At 72.0% G+C, this 12567-nt stretch carries 14 protein-coding genes; 5 read left to right on the top strand and 9 right to left on the bottom strand.

Annotated features, from left to right (window positions below; translation table 11 throughout):
* The gene (locus ACYQ77_RS30445) at nt 1-1875 is read left to right on the top strand and encodes an FG-GAP-like repeat-containing protein (protein ID WP_459717191.1); all 1875 of its coding nucleotides are present in this window, start codon (nt 1-3) and stop codon (nt 1873-1875) included.
* Nucleotides 1876-2138: 263 nt separating this feature from the next.
* Here the strand turns inward: ACYQ77_RS30445 and ACYQ77_RS30440 are convergent, their stop codons facing one another.
* The 8 genes from ACYQ77_RS30440 to pcaH form a co-directional block, all read right to left on the bottom strand.
* On the bottom strand, nt 2139-2333 hold the full coding sequence (locus ACYQ77_RS30440) for a helix-hairpin-helix domain-containing protein (protein ID WP_459717189.1): 195 nt from the start codon (nt 2331-2333) through the stop codon (nt 2139-2141).
* Nucleotides 2333-2686 carry a YrdB family protein gene (locus tag ACYQ77_RS30435; RefSeq protein ID WP_459717188.1) on the bottom strand — a complete coding sequence of 118 codons (354 nt, stop codon included), beginning with the start codon at nt 2684-2686 and terminating at the stop codon, nt 2333-2335. The genes ACYQ77_RS30440 and ACYQ77_RS30435 overlap by 1 nt, the downstream gene beginning before the upstream one ends.
* A gap of 9 nt (nt 2687-2695) precedes the next feature.
* Nucleotides 2696-3931 carry an NYN domain-containing protein gene (locus ACYQ77_RS30430; RefSeq protein ID WP_459717187.1) on the bottom strand — a complete coding sequence of 412 codons (1236 nt, stop codon included), beginning with the start codon at nt 3929-3931 and terminating at the stop codon, nt 2696-2698.
* A 62-nt stretch (nt 3932-3993) separates the two neighbouring features.
* Nucleotides 3994-4614 carry a 3-oxoacid CoA-transferase subunit B gene (locus ACYQ77_RS30425; RefSeq protein ID WP_459717185.1) on the bottom strand — a complete coding sequence of 207 codons (621 nt, stop codon included), beginning with the start codon at nt 4612-4614 and terminating at the stop codon, nt 3994-3996.
* Nucleotides 4611-5306: a 3-oxoacid CoA-transferase subunit A gene (locus ACYQ77_RS30420; RefSeq protein ID WP_459717183.1), complete on the bottom strand. Its 696-nt coding sequence runs from the start codon at nt 5304-5306 to the stop codon at nt 4611-4613. Before ACYQ77_RS30420 ends, ACYQ77_RS30425 begins: the two co-directional genes overlap by 4 nt.
* Nucleotides 5303-6472, bottom strand: a complete 1170-nt coding sequence (locus ACYQ77_RS30415; protein ID WP_459717182.1) for a thiolase family protein — start codon at nt 6470-6472, stop codon at nt 5303-5305. The genes ACYQ77_RS30420 and ACYQ77_RS30415 overlap by 4 nt, the downstream gene beginning before the upstream one ends.
* Complete coding sequence (gene pcaG / locus ACYQ77_RS30410) at nt 6469-6990, bottom strand: protocatechuate 3,4-dioxygenase subunit alpha (protein WP_459717181.1); 522 nt, start codon at nt 6988-6990, stop codon at nt 6469-6471. Before pcaG ends, ACYQ77_RS30415 begins: the two co-directional genes overlap by 4 nt.
* Nucleotides 6987-7748 (bottom strand): protocatechuate 3,4-dioxygenase subunit beta, encoded by a 762-nt coding sequence (gene pcaH / locus ACYQ77_RS30405; RefSeq protein WP_459717179.1) that lies wholly within the window; start codon nt 7746-7748, stop codon nt 6987-6989. Before pcaH ends, pcaG begins: the two co-directional genes overlap by 4 nt.
* Nucleotides 7749-7817: 69 nt before the next feature.
* Between pcaH and ACYQ77_RS30400 the strand changes: the two genes are divergently transcribed.
* The 3 genes from ACYQ77_RS30400 to ACYQ77_RS30390 all read left to right on the top strand — a co-directional run bounded on the left by ACYQ77_RS30400 (nt 7818) and on the right by ACYQ77_RS30390 (nt 10975).
* Nucleotides 7818-8570, top strand: coding sequence for an IclR family transcriptional regulator (locus tag ACYQ77_RS30400; protein ID WP_459717177.1), 753 nt, complete (start codon nt 7818-7820; stop codon nt 8568-8570).
* A 51-nt stretch (nt 8571-8621) separates the two neighbouring features.
* Nucleotides 8622-9779, top strand: coding sequence for a 4-hydroxybenzoate 3-monooxygenase (locus ACYQ77_RS30395; protein ID WP_459717175.1), 1158 nt, complete (start codon nt 8622-8624; stop codon nt 9777-9779).
* Nucleotides 9780-9913: 134 nt separating this feature from the next.
* Nucleotides 9914-10975 (top strand): FUSC family protein, encoded by a 1062-nt coding sequence (locus ACYQ77_RS30390; RefSeq protein WP_459717174.1) that lies wholly within the window; start codon nt 9914-9916, stop codon nt 10973-10975.
* 79 nt (nt 10976-11054) lie between these two features.
* Here ACYQ77_RS30390 and ACYQ77_RS30385 read toward each other — a convergent pair whose 3' ends face one another.
* Nucleotides 11055-11492, bottom strand: a complete 438-nt coding sequence (locus tag ACYQ77_RS30385) for a MarR family winged helix-turn-helix transcriptional regulator (protein ID WP_459717173.1) — start codon at nt 11490-11492, stop codon at nt 11055-11057.
* 77 nt (nt 11493-11569) lie between these two features.
* Between ACYQ77_RS30385 and ACYQ77_RS30380 the strand changes: the two genes are divergently transcribed.
* Nucleotides 11570-12226 (top strand): maleylpyruvate isomerase family mycothiol-dependent enzyme, encoded by a 657-nt coding sequence (locus ACYQ77_RS30380; protein ID WP_459717172.1) that lies wholly within the window; start codon nt 11570-11572, stop codon nt 12224-12226.
* Nucleotides 12227-12567: the final 341 nt, after the last annotated feature.

Genomic DNA, 12567 nt, shown 5'->3' with positions numbered 1-12567 from the left:
ATGGGCAAGGGGCTGCGCCTGCTGGCGCTCGTGCTGCTGTTCACCGGGCTCATGGCGGCGCCCGCCGGTGCGGCCCCGGCCCCGCCGACGGTCTCGGCGGGCAACTTCATCCGCGTCTACGACCCGTCGGTGGGGGAGTCGGCGCAGTGGTACTACAACGACCACACGCTCGTTCGGGACGTGGTCACCGGCACGTGGCACGTGTACGCGATCACGCACGCCGAACCGGCGAACCCGTTGGACGAGAAGAACTTCGGGCACGCCACCGCGCCGTCGCCGAACGGGCCGTGGACGAAGCGCCCGTTCGCGCTGACCGCCGACCCGGCGCGCGGCGAGAGCCACATCTGGGCGCCGCACGTGATCCACCACAACGGCGTCTACTACATGTTCTACGCGGCCGGGACGCCGGACCACGCCGCGTACCGGATGCACCTGGCGACCTCGACGGACCTGAACACCTGGACCCGCAGCGCGGCGAACCCGCTGTTCACCGACGGCTTCGACGCGCGCGACCCGATGGTGACGCGCGTCGGCCCGCAGTGGGTCATGTACTACACCGCGAACAGCACCCCGGCCGGCGGCAACCACCAGGTGGCGTACCGGACGTCGACGGACCTCGTGCACTGGAGCGGGAAGCAGGTGGCGTTCCAGCACCCCGCGTCGGGCACGTACGGCGGGCCGACGGAGTCGCCGTTCGTCGTGTACCGCGGCGGCTGGTGGTACCTGTCGATCTGCTGCGACGCCGGCTACAAGGACACGCGCGTGTACCGCAGCCGCAACCCGTTCAGCTTCTCGGTGAACGACCTGGCGGGCCGGATCGACGCGCACGCGGCGGAGATCGTGACGGAGCCGTCCGGTGCGACGTGGGTGACCGGTGCGGGCTGGGGGCAGGGCGGGCTGTGGGTGGCGCCGCTGTCGTTCCAGTGGAACTACGCAAACGTTTTCGTCGGCGGCGCGAGCGCGGACTTCAACGGCGACGGGCGGGACGACGTCGTGACGTTCACGCACGACCCGCTGGCCGACGTGTACGTCGCGCTGTCGTCCGGGTCGGGCTTCGCGGGCACGTCGGTGAAGTGGCACGACTACTTCGCGTTGTCCGGGGAGACCCCGCTGACCGGCGACTTCAACGGCGACGGCCGCGACGACATCGTCACGTTCACCCACGGTTCCCTGGCGGACGTGTACGTGGCCCTGTCCACCGGTTCGTCGTTCGGCGCGTCGGCGAAGTGGCACGACTGGTTCGCGATCGACGGCGAGGTCCCCGCGGTGGGCGACGTGAACGGCGACGGGCGCGACGACATCATCACGTTCACCCGCAACGCCGACGCGGATGTCTACGTCGCCCTGTCGACGGGTGCCGGCTTCACGGCGTCGGCGAAGTGGCACGACTTCTTCGGCATCGCGGGCGAGTCCCCGGGCGTGGCCGACGTGAACGGCGACGGGCGCGACGACATCGTGACGTTCACGCACGGTTCGCTGGCCGACGTGTACGTGGCCCTGTCGACGGGTGCCGGCTTCGGCGCGTCGGCGAAGTGGCACGACTCGTTCGCGGCGGGGCTCACGGATCCGCGGCTGGGCGACGTGAACGGCGACGGCAAGGCGGACGTCGTCCAGTTCAGCCGCGACGGTGTCGTGCACGTGGCGCTGTCCACCGGCACCGCCTTCGGCGCAGCCCGGAAGTGGCACGACTTCTTCGCGCCCCAGGGCGAGTTCCCGTACGTGGGCGACTACGACGGCGACGGCCGCACGGACATCGTGACGTTCACGAAGCTCCCGAGCGCGGACACGTACGTCGCGCTGTCGACCGGCACGGCCTTCGGCCCGGGCCCGAAGTGGCACGACTACTTCGGCCTCCCGGGCGAGACCACGTTGTAGTCACGTGGGTGAGGGGTGGCCCGGGATTGCCGCACCCCGGGGACGCCGTTGTCCTGAAAGGCGTGTTCATGTCGCCCGGTGACCTGAGCGCGCCTTTCAGGACAGGTCGAGTGTCTTGAATGCCCCTTCAGGACACGGGAGACTCGCTGGGGTCCGGTCGGATGGCACGCCGTCAGCGGGGCCCATCGGCCGCCCCCGGGAAGACGCTGTCCTGAGCGCGCCTTTCGGGACACCCCAGCCAGGGCCGCCGCCCGCCGCAGCGCTCACCGGGCGAAGGACAGGCCTCGTGCGGCCAGCTCCTCCTCCAGAATCCGGATCGCCTTGGGGCCGACGCCGTGGATCTTCAGCAGTTCCTTCGCCGTCACCGTGGTCAGGTGTTCGTAGCGGGTGTAGCCGTGCGCGGCGAGCGAACGCGGCGCGACCTTGCCCATCCGCTGCGGGAACTCGGTCTCCGTCATCAGCTGTCCTTCGCGAACACCCGGGTCAGGGCGGCGAACCCGATCCCGACGACCGCCACCACGGCACCCCACACCGGCCACCCGACCAGCCCGAGCACCACCCCGGTGACGGCGAACAACACGAACTCCAGCACGAACCGCCCCGGCTCCGGCAGCCTGCGTCCCGCCCGCGGTGCGACGAACATCCCCCACAGCGCCGCCGCGACGGCGGGCAGCAGCACGGCGAACACGATGTTCAGCACCACCCCGCCGCCGAGGTTCGCGCCCGCCACCGCGAGCCCGGCCAGCATGCCCAGCTCGCTGAGGAACCGGACGAGCAGGACGGCCCCGCGCACGGGAGCAGGCGATGTCATGCGCGCAGTCTACGACTGTCCAGAGGGGACGATCGGCGGGCCGGCCAGCCACGCCCGGATCTCGGCGCGCTCGTGGTCCGACAGCACCACCGGCACCGCGGCGGCCAGTTCCAGGACGTTGTCCGCGAACGCCTCCGCGAGCTTCGCCGCGTCGAGGCCCGCCCTCGGCCACGTCACGCCCTGGTGCCGCAACCCCACCACCACGAAGTGCACGGCGGGCCTCGACACCGGGCGGCCCAGCTCCGCGCACCGGTCCCGCACCCGCCGCTCCGCCTCGGCCGGTTCCCCGTCGGCCTCCGCGACACCCACCTCGGCCAGCACCGCGAACAGCGCCGCGTACGTCTGTCCCGACAGCATGGGCGCGTCGACGAGCCTGCTGACCCGGTCCACCACCTCCGACAGGTTCTGCGCGCTCGCCGGGTGCCGCGTCGGGTCGTACAGCCAGCCCGGCGACCGCCTGCTGTCGACGCGCAGGTACTCGTCGGTCATCTGCGCGATGAACTTGCCGAAGCTGCCGCTGCCCGCCCAGTTGGTCGTCTCGACCGAGACGCCGACCTGCTTGCGCACCTCGTGCGCCACCCTGGCCATCACGACCGGTTCCGCCGCCGCCGACACGAGCTCGCGCACCACCCGCTCCATCCGCTGCCGCAGGTCGCCCAGCTCGATCGGCGGGGGTGCCGGGGACGGCTCGTCCTCGAGGCCGAGCGCCTCGTCGAGGAACACCGAGTCGGGGATCGCGAAGTCGCACGCCGCCTGCAACGCCGCCGCCGCCGGTCCGCTCACCAGCATGGCGGTGCGGCGGTCGTGCTCACGTAATCGGAGCAGCACGGGCGTGAAGTCGGCGTCGACGGACAGCAGGATGAACTCGTCGTACCGCTCGGGGTGGGTGAGGGTGTCGAGGATGTCCAGCACCATGTGGATGTCGGCGCTGTTCTTGCCCATCGTGGTCAGGGCCGGGCAGTCGACCACCCGGAACCCGGCACGCGTGAAGTACGGCCGGTACTGGCCCGACCGCGCCGGTTCGAGGTAGCAGATGCGCCGCAGCAGCTTGCGCGGCTGGTCGTCGAGGTCCACCACGAGCGGGCCGAGCGTCCGCTCCATCCACTGCACCCACCTGGCGGGCTGCGTCGCGAACCGCCGGCCCGCCTCCGGGCTGGACTCGCACAGCCCGCGGTGCACGTTCTCGAAGTCGACGAACAGGGCGGCTCTGCGGTGGCCGTCCGCCGCGGCCTGGTTGACGTGCACGGGACCGACCCCCGGGCCGTTGGGATTCCGACGCCCTACGAATCGCTTTCCCAGAGGGGTTGTTACAGGCCCAGCTTGTCGCGGAGCTCGGCCTCGCCGATGCCGTACGTCTCCCTGATCGCCACGCCGTCGGCGCCGAGCTCGAACACGCCGTGGTCGGTGTACACGCGGCTCACGCACCGCAGCCCCGTCAGCGGGTAGGTGCACGACGGCACCAGCTTCGGCTCGCCCGCGCCGGTGAACAGCGACATCATCACGAACACCTGCTTGGCGCCGATCGCGAGGTCCATCGCGCCGCCCACCGCCGGGATCGCGTCCGGCTCGCCGGTGTGCCAGTTCGCGAGGTCACCCGCGAACGACACCTGGAACGCGCCGAGCACGCACACGTCGAGGTGGCCGCCGCGCATCATGGCGAACGAGTCGGCGTGGTGGAAGTACGACGCGCCGGGGGTTTCCGTGACCGGCACCTTGCCCGCGTTGATCAGGTCCGGGTCCACCTCGTCGCCGTGGGCGGCGCGGCCCATGCCGAGCATGCCGTTCTCGGTGTGCAGGACGACGCCCGAATCCGGCGCCAGGTGGTCGGCGACCAGCGTGGGCTGCCCGATGCCGAGGTTCACGTACGAGCCGGGCGGGATGTCGGCGGCCACGAGCTTCGCGATCGCCGTGCGGTCCAGTCGGCTCATCCGGCCGCCCCCTCCTCGGCGAGCACCGCGGGCGACGGGCACGCCACCACGCGGTCGACGAAGATCCCCGGTGTCACCACGACCTCCGGGTCGATCGACCCGGGTTCGGCCACCGTGCGCACCTGCGCGACCGTCAGCGTCGCGGCCGTCGCCATGACGGGCCCGAAGTTGCGGGCCGTCTTGCGGTACACGAGGTTCCCGAGCGTGTCCGCCCGGTGCGCCTTGATCAACGCGACGTCACCGCGGATCGGGTACTCCAGCACGTACTCGCGGCCGTCGATGGTCCGCGTCTCCTTGCCCTCGGCGAGCGGGGTGCCGACGCCGGTCGGGCAGTAGAACGCGCCGATGCCCGCGCCTGCCGCGCGCAGCCGTTCCGCGAGGTTGCCCTGCGGGACGACCTCCAGCTCGATCTGCCCCGACCGGTACAGCTCGTCGAAGACGTACGAGTCCTTCTGCCGAGGGAACGAGCACACGATCCGCCGCACACGCCCGGCGGCGAGCAGCGCGGCGAGCCCGTGCGACCCGTTGCCCGCGTTGTTCGACACGATCGTCAGGTCCTTCGCGCCGTTGCGGCGCAGCGCGTCGATCAGCTCGACCGGCTGCCCGGCCGTGCCGAACCCGCCGACGAGGACCGTGGCGCCGTCGGAGATCCCGGCAACGGCCTCGTCGGCGGACGCGCAGACCTGTGTCACGCCACGTTCTCCAGCACGACGGCGAGCCCCTGGCCGACGCCGATGCAGATCGCGGCCACGCCCCAGCGGTGGCCGCCGGTCCGCATGACCTTCGCCAGCGTGCCCAGGATCCGGCCGCCGGACGCGCCGAGCGGGTGGCCGAGCGCGATCGCGCCGCCGCGGCTGTTGACGATCTCCGGGTCGATCTTCCACGCGTCCACGCACGCGAGCGACTGCACGGCGAACGCCTCGTTCAGCTCCACCGCGCCCACGTCCGACCACGAGATCCCGGCCCGCTCGATGGCCTTGTTCGCGGCCTCGACCGGCGCGTACCCGAACCGCTGCGGCTCCAGCGCGAACGCGGCCCGCCCGGCGATCCGCGCGAGCGGGTCCCGGCCGAGGTCCGCCGACCCGGACGCCACCAGCACCGCCGACGCCCCGTCCGACAGCGGCGACGCGTTGCCCGCGGTGATCGTGCCGTCGGGCCGGAACGAGGGCTTGAGCTTCGCGAGCTTCTCCATCGACGTGTCCGCGCGGATGCCCTCGTCGCGGGTCAGCTCGCCGGCCGGGACGGTGATGTCGTCGTAGAAGCCGGCCTCCCACGCGGCGTGCGCGAGCCGGTGCGACCGCTCCGCGAACGCGTCCTGCCGCTCCCGGGAGATGCCGAACTCCTCCCGCAACTGCTCGTTGCACTCGCCGAGGGACGCCGTCCACTCCTTCGGCATGTTCTTGTTGACCAGCCGCCAGCCCAGCGTCGTCGACACGGCCGTCACGTCCCGCGCCGGGAACGCCCGGTCCGGCTTCGGCAGCACCCACGGCGCGCGCGTCATCGACTCGACCCCGGCCGCGACGACGACGTCCGCGTCGCCGGTCTCGATCTGCCGGGACGCCGACATGACCGCGTCGAGGCTCGAGCCGCACAGCCGGTTCACCGTCGAGCCCGGCACCGACACCGGCCAGCCCGCGAGCAGCACGGCCATCCGGCCCACGTTGCGGTTGTCCTCGCCCGCGCCGTTCGCGAGGCCGAAGATCACCTCGTCGACGGCCGCCGGGTCCAGCCCGGGGGTGCGGTCGGCGATCGCGCGCAGGACGGTCGCGGCCAGGTCGTCCGGGCGCTCCTTCGCGAGGCCGCCGTCGAACTTGCCGAACGGGGTGCGTACCGCGTCGTACACGTAGGCAGTGCTCATGAATGTCCAGGGTAGGTAATGAACACGGTCTCCCGGTCGCCCTGGAGTGTGACGTCGAACCGAAGCCCGGCGGCGTCCTTCTCCGCGACCAGCGTCGCGCGGCGCTCCGGTGGCAGCGACAGCAGGAACTCGTCGCTCGCGCCCGGCAGGTAGACGCGGGTGAACAGCCGGTTCATCAGGCCGCGCGCGAACACGGTCATCGCGATGAACGGCGCGCCCGGGGTGACCGTGGTGAACGAGTACTCGCCGACGTTGTTCGTGCTCGCCCGGCCCCAGCCGGTGAACGTGTAGCCGTCGCGGTGCAGCGACCCGGCGCGTTCCGGCACCGTGCCGTCGCGGTCGGCCTGCCGGATCTCCAGCAGCGCGTCCGGCACCGGCGCGCCCGCGCCGTCGCGCACCACGCCGTGCAGGCGGATCGCGTCCGGGTGCCCCTTCGGCACCAGGTCGGGACCGCCCTCGTAGGGCAGCGCGTAGCCGTAGAAGGGGCCGACGGTCTGGCCCGGCGTGGGTTCGCTCATGACTCCGTCCAGGTGCGGTGGCCGCCGGTCAGCACGATGTCCCAGCGGTAGCCGGTGGCGAACTCGGGCAGCGTCACGTCGTGGTCGTACGCCGCCACCAGCCGCTCCCGCGCCTTCGGGTCGACGATCGACTGGTAGATCGGGTCGAGGTCGAACAGCGGGTCGCCGGGGAAGTACATCTGCGTGACCATGCGCTGGGTGAACTCGGTGCCGAACAGCGAGAAGTGGATGTGCGCGGGCCGCCACGCGTTGGTGTGGTTGCGCCACGGGTACGGGCCGGGCTTGATCGTCACGAACCGGTAGGTGCCGTCCGCGCCGGTGAGGCAGCGGCCGACGCCGGTGAAGTTCGGGTCCAGCGGCGCCGGGTGCTGGTCGCGCTGGTGGAGGTAGCGGCCGCACGCGTTGGCCTGCCAGATCTCCACGAGCTGGTGCGCGACCGGTGTGCCGTCGCCGTCGGTCACCCGGCCGGTGACCACGATCCGCTCGCCGATCGGCGCACCGTTGTGCTGGATCGTCAGGTCCGCCTCCAGCGGGTCGACGTCCTGCGGGCCGAACACGGGCGCGGACAGCTCGACCGCCTCGGGGTCGGCCTGGTACGGGGACTTGGTCGGGTGGCGCAGGACGCTGCTGCGGTAGGGCGGGTAGTCGAGGCGCGGCTGGGTTTCCCGGCCGGTGCGGGTCGCGGCGATGGCCGCGATCTCCGCGCTGATCTCCGCCTGTGTCGCGACGGCGGCGTCGGACGAAGCTGCTGTGGTCACGACGACAACGCTAGGCCCGGCGGCGGCGGAGGTGGGAGAGTGGGCTTCCACTGAGCGGAAGGACCGGGGGTGGCGGGGAACAGCGCACGGCCGGGCACCAGCGTGGCGTCCCGCGTGCTCGCCCTGCTCGGCGCGTTCGACGCCGAGCACCGGGCCATGACGCTCACGGCGCTCGCCCGCCGCGCCGACCTGCCGGTCGCGACCGCGTTTCGCCTGGTCGCCGAGCTGGTCGAGTGGGGTGCGCTGGTGCGGCGGGAATCGGGGGAGTACGTGGTCGGGCGGCGGATGTGGGATCTCGGGCTGCTCGCGCCCGTCCAGTCGGGGCTGCGCCAGGTCGCGTCGCCGTTCCTGCACGACCTCTACGCCGCCACGCTCGCGACCGTGCACCTCGCGGTCCGCGACGGCACGTCCGTGCTCTACGTCGACCGGCTCGCCGGGCACGTGTCGGTGCCGGTGGTCAGCGACGTCGGCTCGCGGCTGCCCATGCACGCGACGGGCGTCGGCAAGGTGCTGCTCGCGCACGCGCCGGAGGACGTGCGGGCGTGGGTGTTCCGCAACCTCACGCGCGTCACCCCGTACACGGTCACCCAGCCGGGGCGGCTGCGGGGCGAGCTGCGGCGGGTGCACCGCGACGGGTACGCCCAGACCAGCGAGGAGATGAGCCTCGGCGCGTGCTCGGTCGCCGTGCCGATCACCGCGCCGGACGGCGCCGTGGTGGCCGCGCTGGGCATCGTCGTGCCCAGGCTCGGGCGCGACCGGCCCCGGCTCGTCGCCGCGCTCCAGGTGGCGGCGCAGGGCATCGGGCGGAGCCTCTTCCGCTGAGCGGAAGCCGGTGCGTTGTCCGCGCGGCACCGCGGGTATTGACTGTCATGCATGCGAACCCAGGTCGCCATCATCGGCGCGGGCCCGGCCGGGCTGCTGCTGTCCCACCTGCTCGCGGCGGGCGGGGTGGAGTCGGTCGTGGTCGAGACGCGGACCCGCGAGTACGTCGAGTCCCGCATCCGGGCGGGCATCCTGGAGCACTCGACGGTCGAGCTGCTCCGCTCGGCCGGGGTCGGCGACCGCATCGCGCGGGAGGGCGACGAGCACCGCGGCATCTACCTGCAGTGGCCCGGCGAGCGGCACCACATCGACTTCACCGACCTGGTCGGGCGGAGCGTGTGGGTGTACGGGCAGACGGAGGTGCAGAAGGACCTCGGCCGCGCGCGTGACGCGGCGGGCCAGCAGCTGATCTACGACGTGCGCGACACGGCGGTCCACGAGCCGGCGGCCCCGTACGTCACGTTCACGGTCGACGGCAGACCGCACCGGCTGGACGCGGACGTGGTGGTCGGCTGCGACGGCTCGTTCGGCCCGACGCGGGAGTCCGTGCCGGGGACGACGTGGCAGCGGACGTACGAGTACTCGTGGCTCGGCGTGCTGGCGAACGTGGCCCCGTCGACGGACGAGCTGATCTACGCGTGGCACCCGGACGGGTTCGCGCTGAACTCGATGCGCTCACCCACCGTGACCCGCCTCTACCTGCAGGTGCCGTCCGGGACCGACATCGCCGACTGGCCGGACGAGCGGATCTGGGACGCGCTGTCCGAGCGGCTCGGCCACGGGCAGGACGGGTGGAAGCTCGAGCGCGGCCCGATCACCGACAAGAGTGTGCTGCCGATGCGCAGCCTCGTGCAGGCCCCGATGCGCCACGACCGGATCTTCCTGGCAGGCGACGCGGCGCACATCGTGCCGCCGACCGGCGCGAAGGGCCTGAACCTGGCGGTGGCCGACGTGGCGCTGCTGGCGCCCGCGCTGGTGGCGCTGCTGCGTGAGAAGGACCCGCGGCTCGCCGACGAGTACTCGGACCGCGCGCTGCGGCGCGTCTGGCGCTGCACGCACTTCTCGTGGTGGATGACCACGATGCTGCACGCGACGGAGGACCCGTTCGACCGCCAGCTCCAGCTGTCGCAGCTGCGGTGGGTCGCGTCGAGCACGGCGGGCGCGCAGGGGCTCGCGGAGAACTACGCGGGGCTCCCCATCGGCTTCTGACCTCACACGATCGCGACCACGAGGAGCACCGCGAGCACCACCACGGCGAGAACGGAGCGCATAACCCCAGTTATAACCCGCTCTGGGGTTAGTATGCAATGCATAGGGTTCCGCTGTGGGAGGAACCCGTCCGCATGAGACTCACGGCCAGACAGCGGGAAGGGCTCGTCCAAGCGGTGAAGGCGGCGATCGCGGCGGCGATCGCCTTTCTCGTGGCACGGGAGGTGCACGCCCCGCAGTCGTTCATGGCGCCCTACGCGGCAGTCTTCATGATGACCGAGACGGTGTACCGGTCGTTCACCGAAGCCGCGCGGACCGTGGCGACGCTCGTGCTGGGCGTGTTGCTCGCGTTCGTCACCGTCACCGTCATCCCCGATCCGGCCGTCGCGCTGCCGGTGGCCGTGTTCGCCGGGTTCGCGATGGGGCGGTGGCACCGGCTCGGTGACAGCGGGATCTGGATCGCCGTGACCGCGTTGCTCATGCTCGCCTACGGCACCGCCGACGACCCCGGTTACCTGCTCCACCGGACCATCGAGGGCGTGCTCGGTGCGTCGGTCGGGCTCGCCGTGAACATGTTCGTGCTGCCGCCGCTGTACCTGCGGTCCGGGCGCGGGGCCGTCGAGGACGTGGCCGTCGAGATCGAGGAACTGATCCGCGCCATCACGCGCGGGCTCCGCGGCGGGTGGGACGAGGGGGACGCGCGGGTCTGGCGGCGCCGCGCGCGTGAGCTGGAGGACGTCGTCCGCCGGGCCGAGCAGGCGGGCGGCCGCAGCCGCGAGAGCACCCGGTACAACCCGCGCTGGTTGTTCCGCCGTGGACGGCGGGTCGATCTCGAGGTGCTGTACGCGGACCTCGGCACGCTCTACGAGGTCGCGCGGCAGGTGCAGCACGTCGCCGAGACGTTGTTCGCCGCCGGCACGGGGATCGCGCCGATCGCCGGCGAGTGGTTCACGTCCTCGTACGCGGACCTGCTCGACGCGCTGGCCAAGGCCGTCGCCACCCACCGCGACGACGCGACGCCCACCGACACCGGGGACGTCGCCGACGCGCTCGACCGCAGCCGCGGGTGGCGCCGCGACCTGGCGAACACCGACCCGGCCGACGGCGACGGCGCACGACTCGACTGGAGCACGCAGGCGGCGTTGCTGCTGGCCGTGGAACGCGCCTGCGACGTGGTCCTCGACGGCGAGCGCTAGACGTGTGCACGAAGCGTGCTGGGCTGTCAACCGGGGCGGCCGGTGCCCGGACGGTCAGGCGGCACGTCTCGGCCGCGGCCTAGGCGTACGGGTCCGTGACCTCGCGGAGGCGGGACAGGATCTGCCGGAGCTGCGCCATGTTCCGCTTGCCCAGGTGCGCGGCCCACTCCGCCTCGACCTCGGCGACCGCCGCGGTGGCGATCGGGATGGCCTGCGCGCCCCGGCTGGAGATCCGCACCAGGCGGGCGCGCCTGTCGGTCGGGTCGGGGACGCGCTCCACCCAGCCCGACTTCTCGAGCTGGTCGACGAGGAAACCGGCGGTCTGCTTGGTGACCTGCGCCTGCTCGGCGAGGTCGGTCAGCCGGGTGCCGCTCGGGCCGATGCGCTGGATGATCTTCATCTGGGCGGTGGTGATGTCGTCGTAGCCGGCCTCGTGCAGCGCGGCGATCACCCGGTTCTCCAGCCACCGGTACGGGATGTAGAGCAGCAGCCCGGTGTTGAGCTGGTCGTCGGCCACGATCGCCCCTTGACGTTGGTCAGAGAATCTGACTTAATTTGGTCAGCGAGTCTGACCAAGTGTAGTGGGAGGTTCGGATGGACCGCGAGGAGTCCTGGCAGGTGATCGAGCAGGAACGGCTGCGCCTGGCCGACCTGCTCGACACCCTCGCCGACGACGAGTGGGATGCCCCGTCCCTGTGCGCGGGCTGGCGCGTCCGCGACGTCGCGGCACACGTGGCACTCGCGCCGCAACCGCCGGGGGTGTGGGACATGCTCGTGTGGGCGGTCCGCGCACGCGGCAGCTTCCACCGCCTCAACCACGACGTGTCGGTGGCGCACGCCGACTCCCGCACCGGCGCGCAGCTGGTGGCGGAACTGCGTGAGCACGCGAGCTCCCGGCGGCTTCCCGCGCTCACCAACTACCGCAACATCCTGTACGACACGCTCGTGCACGCCCAGGACATCGCGATTCCGTTGCACCGTGCGCACTCCATGCCGGTGGCGGCCGCGCGCGCCGGCACCACCCGGGTGTGGACGATGGGCTGGCCGTTCTGGGCTCAGCGCCGTCTTGCCGGGTTTCGGCTGGTTGCCACGGACACGTTGTGGACGGCCGGTGAGGGTGCCGACGTTGTGTGCGGGCCGATCGATGCGTTGCTGCTGCTGCTCACGGGCCGGACGGTGTCGCTGGACCGGTTGACCGGGGACGGCGTGGCGGCGCTGACCGAACGACTCACGACGCGCTCACGGACGTGAGCGGCTCACGTTCCCGGAAAGTGGCGCGAGCAGCCCACCCACATGGCAGGCAGCCACGGACACCAGTCCCTGCCAAACCAACCCGAGACCAAACCCCCGCCATCCCGGAGACCAGCCCGTCCGGCGAGGACCCCCCGGAGGGAAAACCCAGGCAAGGCACACCACCAAGCCCGGGGCACACAAACCGCACCAACGGCACTGACCAGCGAAAACCGAAAGAAAACCGCGGCCCCAGTACATACGGGCAGCCCCCACCACTCCCGGGGGCACCCCGCTGTCCAGTCTACCGGTGACCACCGACAAAACCACGGCTCAGCCGCAGCCTGTGGACAACCGACCCA

It is taken from the genome of Actinophytocola sp. KF-1, from assembly GCF_054661535.1.
This window is presented reverse-complemented; position numbering and strand designations above follow the sequence as displayed.

What these genes read in the sequence shown, in the direction of transcription:
- ACYQ77_RS30425 (WP_459717185.1), bottom strand. Translation starts at nt 4,614, where the DNA reads ATGAGCCGACTGGACCGCACGGCGATCGCGAAGCTCGTGGCCGCCGAC.
- ACYQ77_RS30440 (WP_459717189.1), bottom strand. Translation starts at nt 2,333, where the DNA reads ATGACGGAGACCGAGTTCCCGCAGCGGATGGGCAAGGTCGCGCCGCGT.
- ACYQ77_RS30380 (WP_459717172.1), top strand. Translation starts at nt 11,570, where the DNA reads ATGGACCGCGAGGAGTCCTGGCAGGTGATCGAGCAGGAACGGCTGCGC.
- pcaG (WP_459717181.1), bottom strand. Translation starts at nt 6,990, where the DNA reads ATGAGCGAACCCACGCCGGGCCAGACCGTCGGCCCCTTCTACGGCTAC.
- ACYQ77_RS30395 (WP_459717175.1), top strand. Translation starts at nt 8,622, where the DNA reads ATGCGAACCCAGGTCGCCATCATCGGCGCGGGCCCGGCCGGGCTGCTG.
- ACYQ77_RS30445 (WP_459717191.1), top strand. Translation starts at nt 1, where the DNA reads ATGGGCAAGGGGCTGCGCCTGCTGGCGCTCGTGCTGCTGTTCACCGGG.
- ACYQ77_RS30415 (WP_459717182.1), bottom strand. Translation starts at nt 6,472, where the DNA reads ATGAGCACTGCCTACGTGTACGACGCGGTACGCACCCCGTTCGGCAAG.
- ACYQ77_RS30435 (WP_459717188.1), bottom strand. Translation starts at nt 2,686, where the DNA reads ATGACATCGCCTGCTCCCGTGCGCGGGGCCGTCCTGCTCGTCCGGTTC.
- ACYQ77_RS30390 (WP_459717174.1), top strand. Translation starts at nt 9,914, where the DNA reads ATGAGACTCACGGCCAGACAGCGGGAAGGGCTCGTCCAAGCGGTGAAG.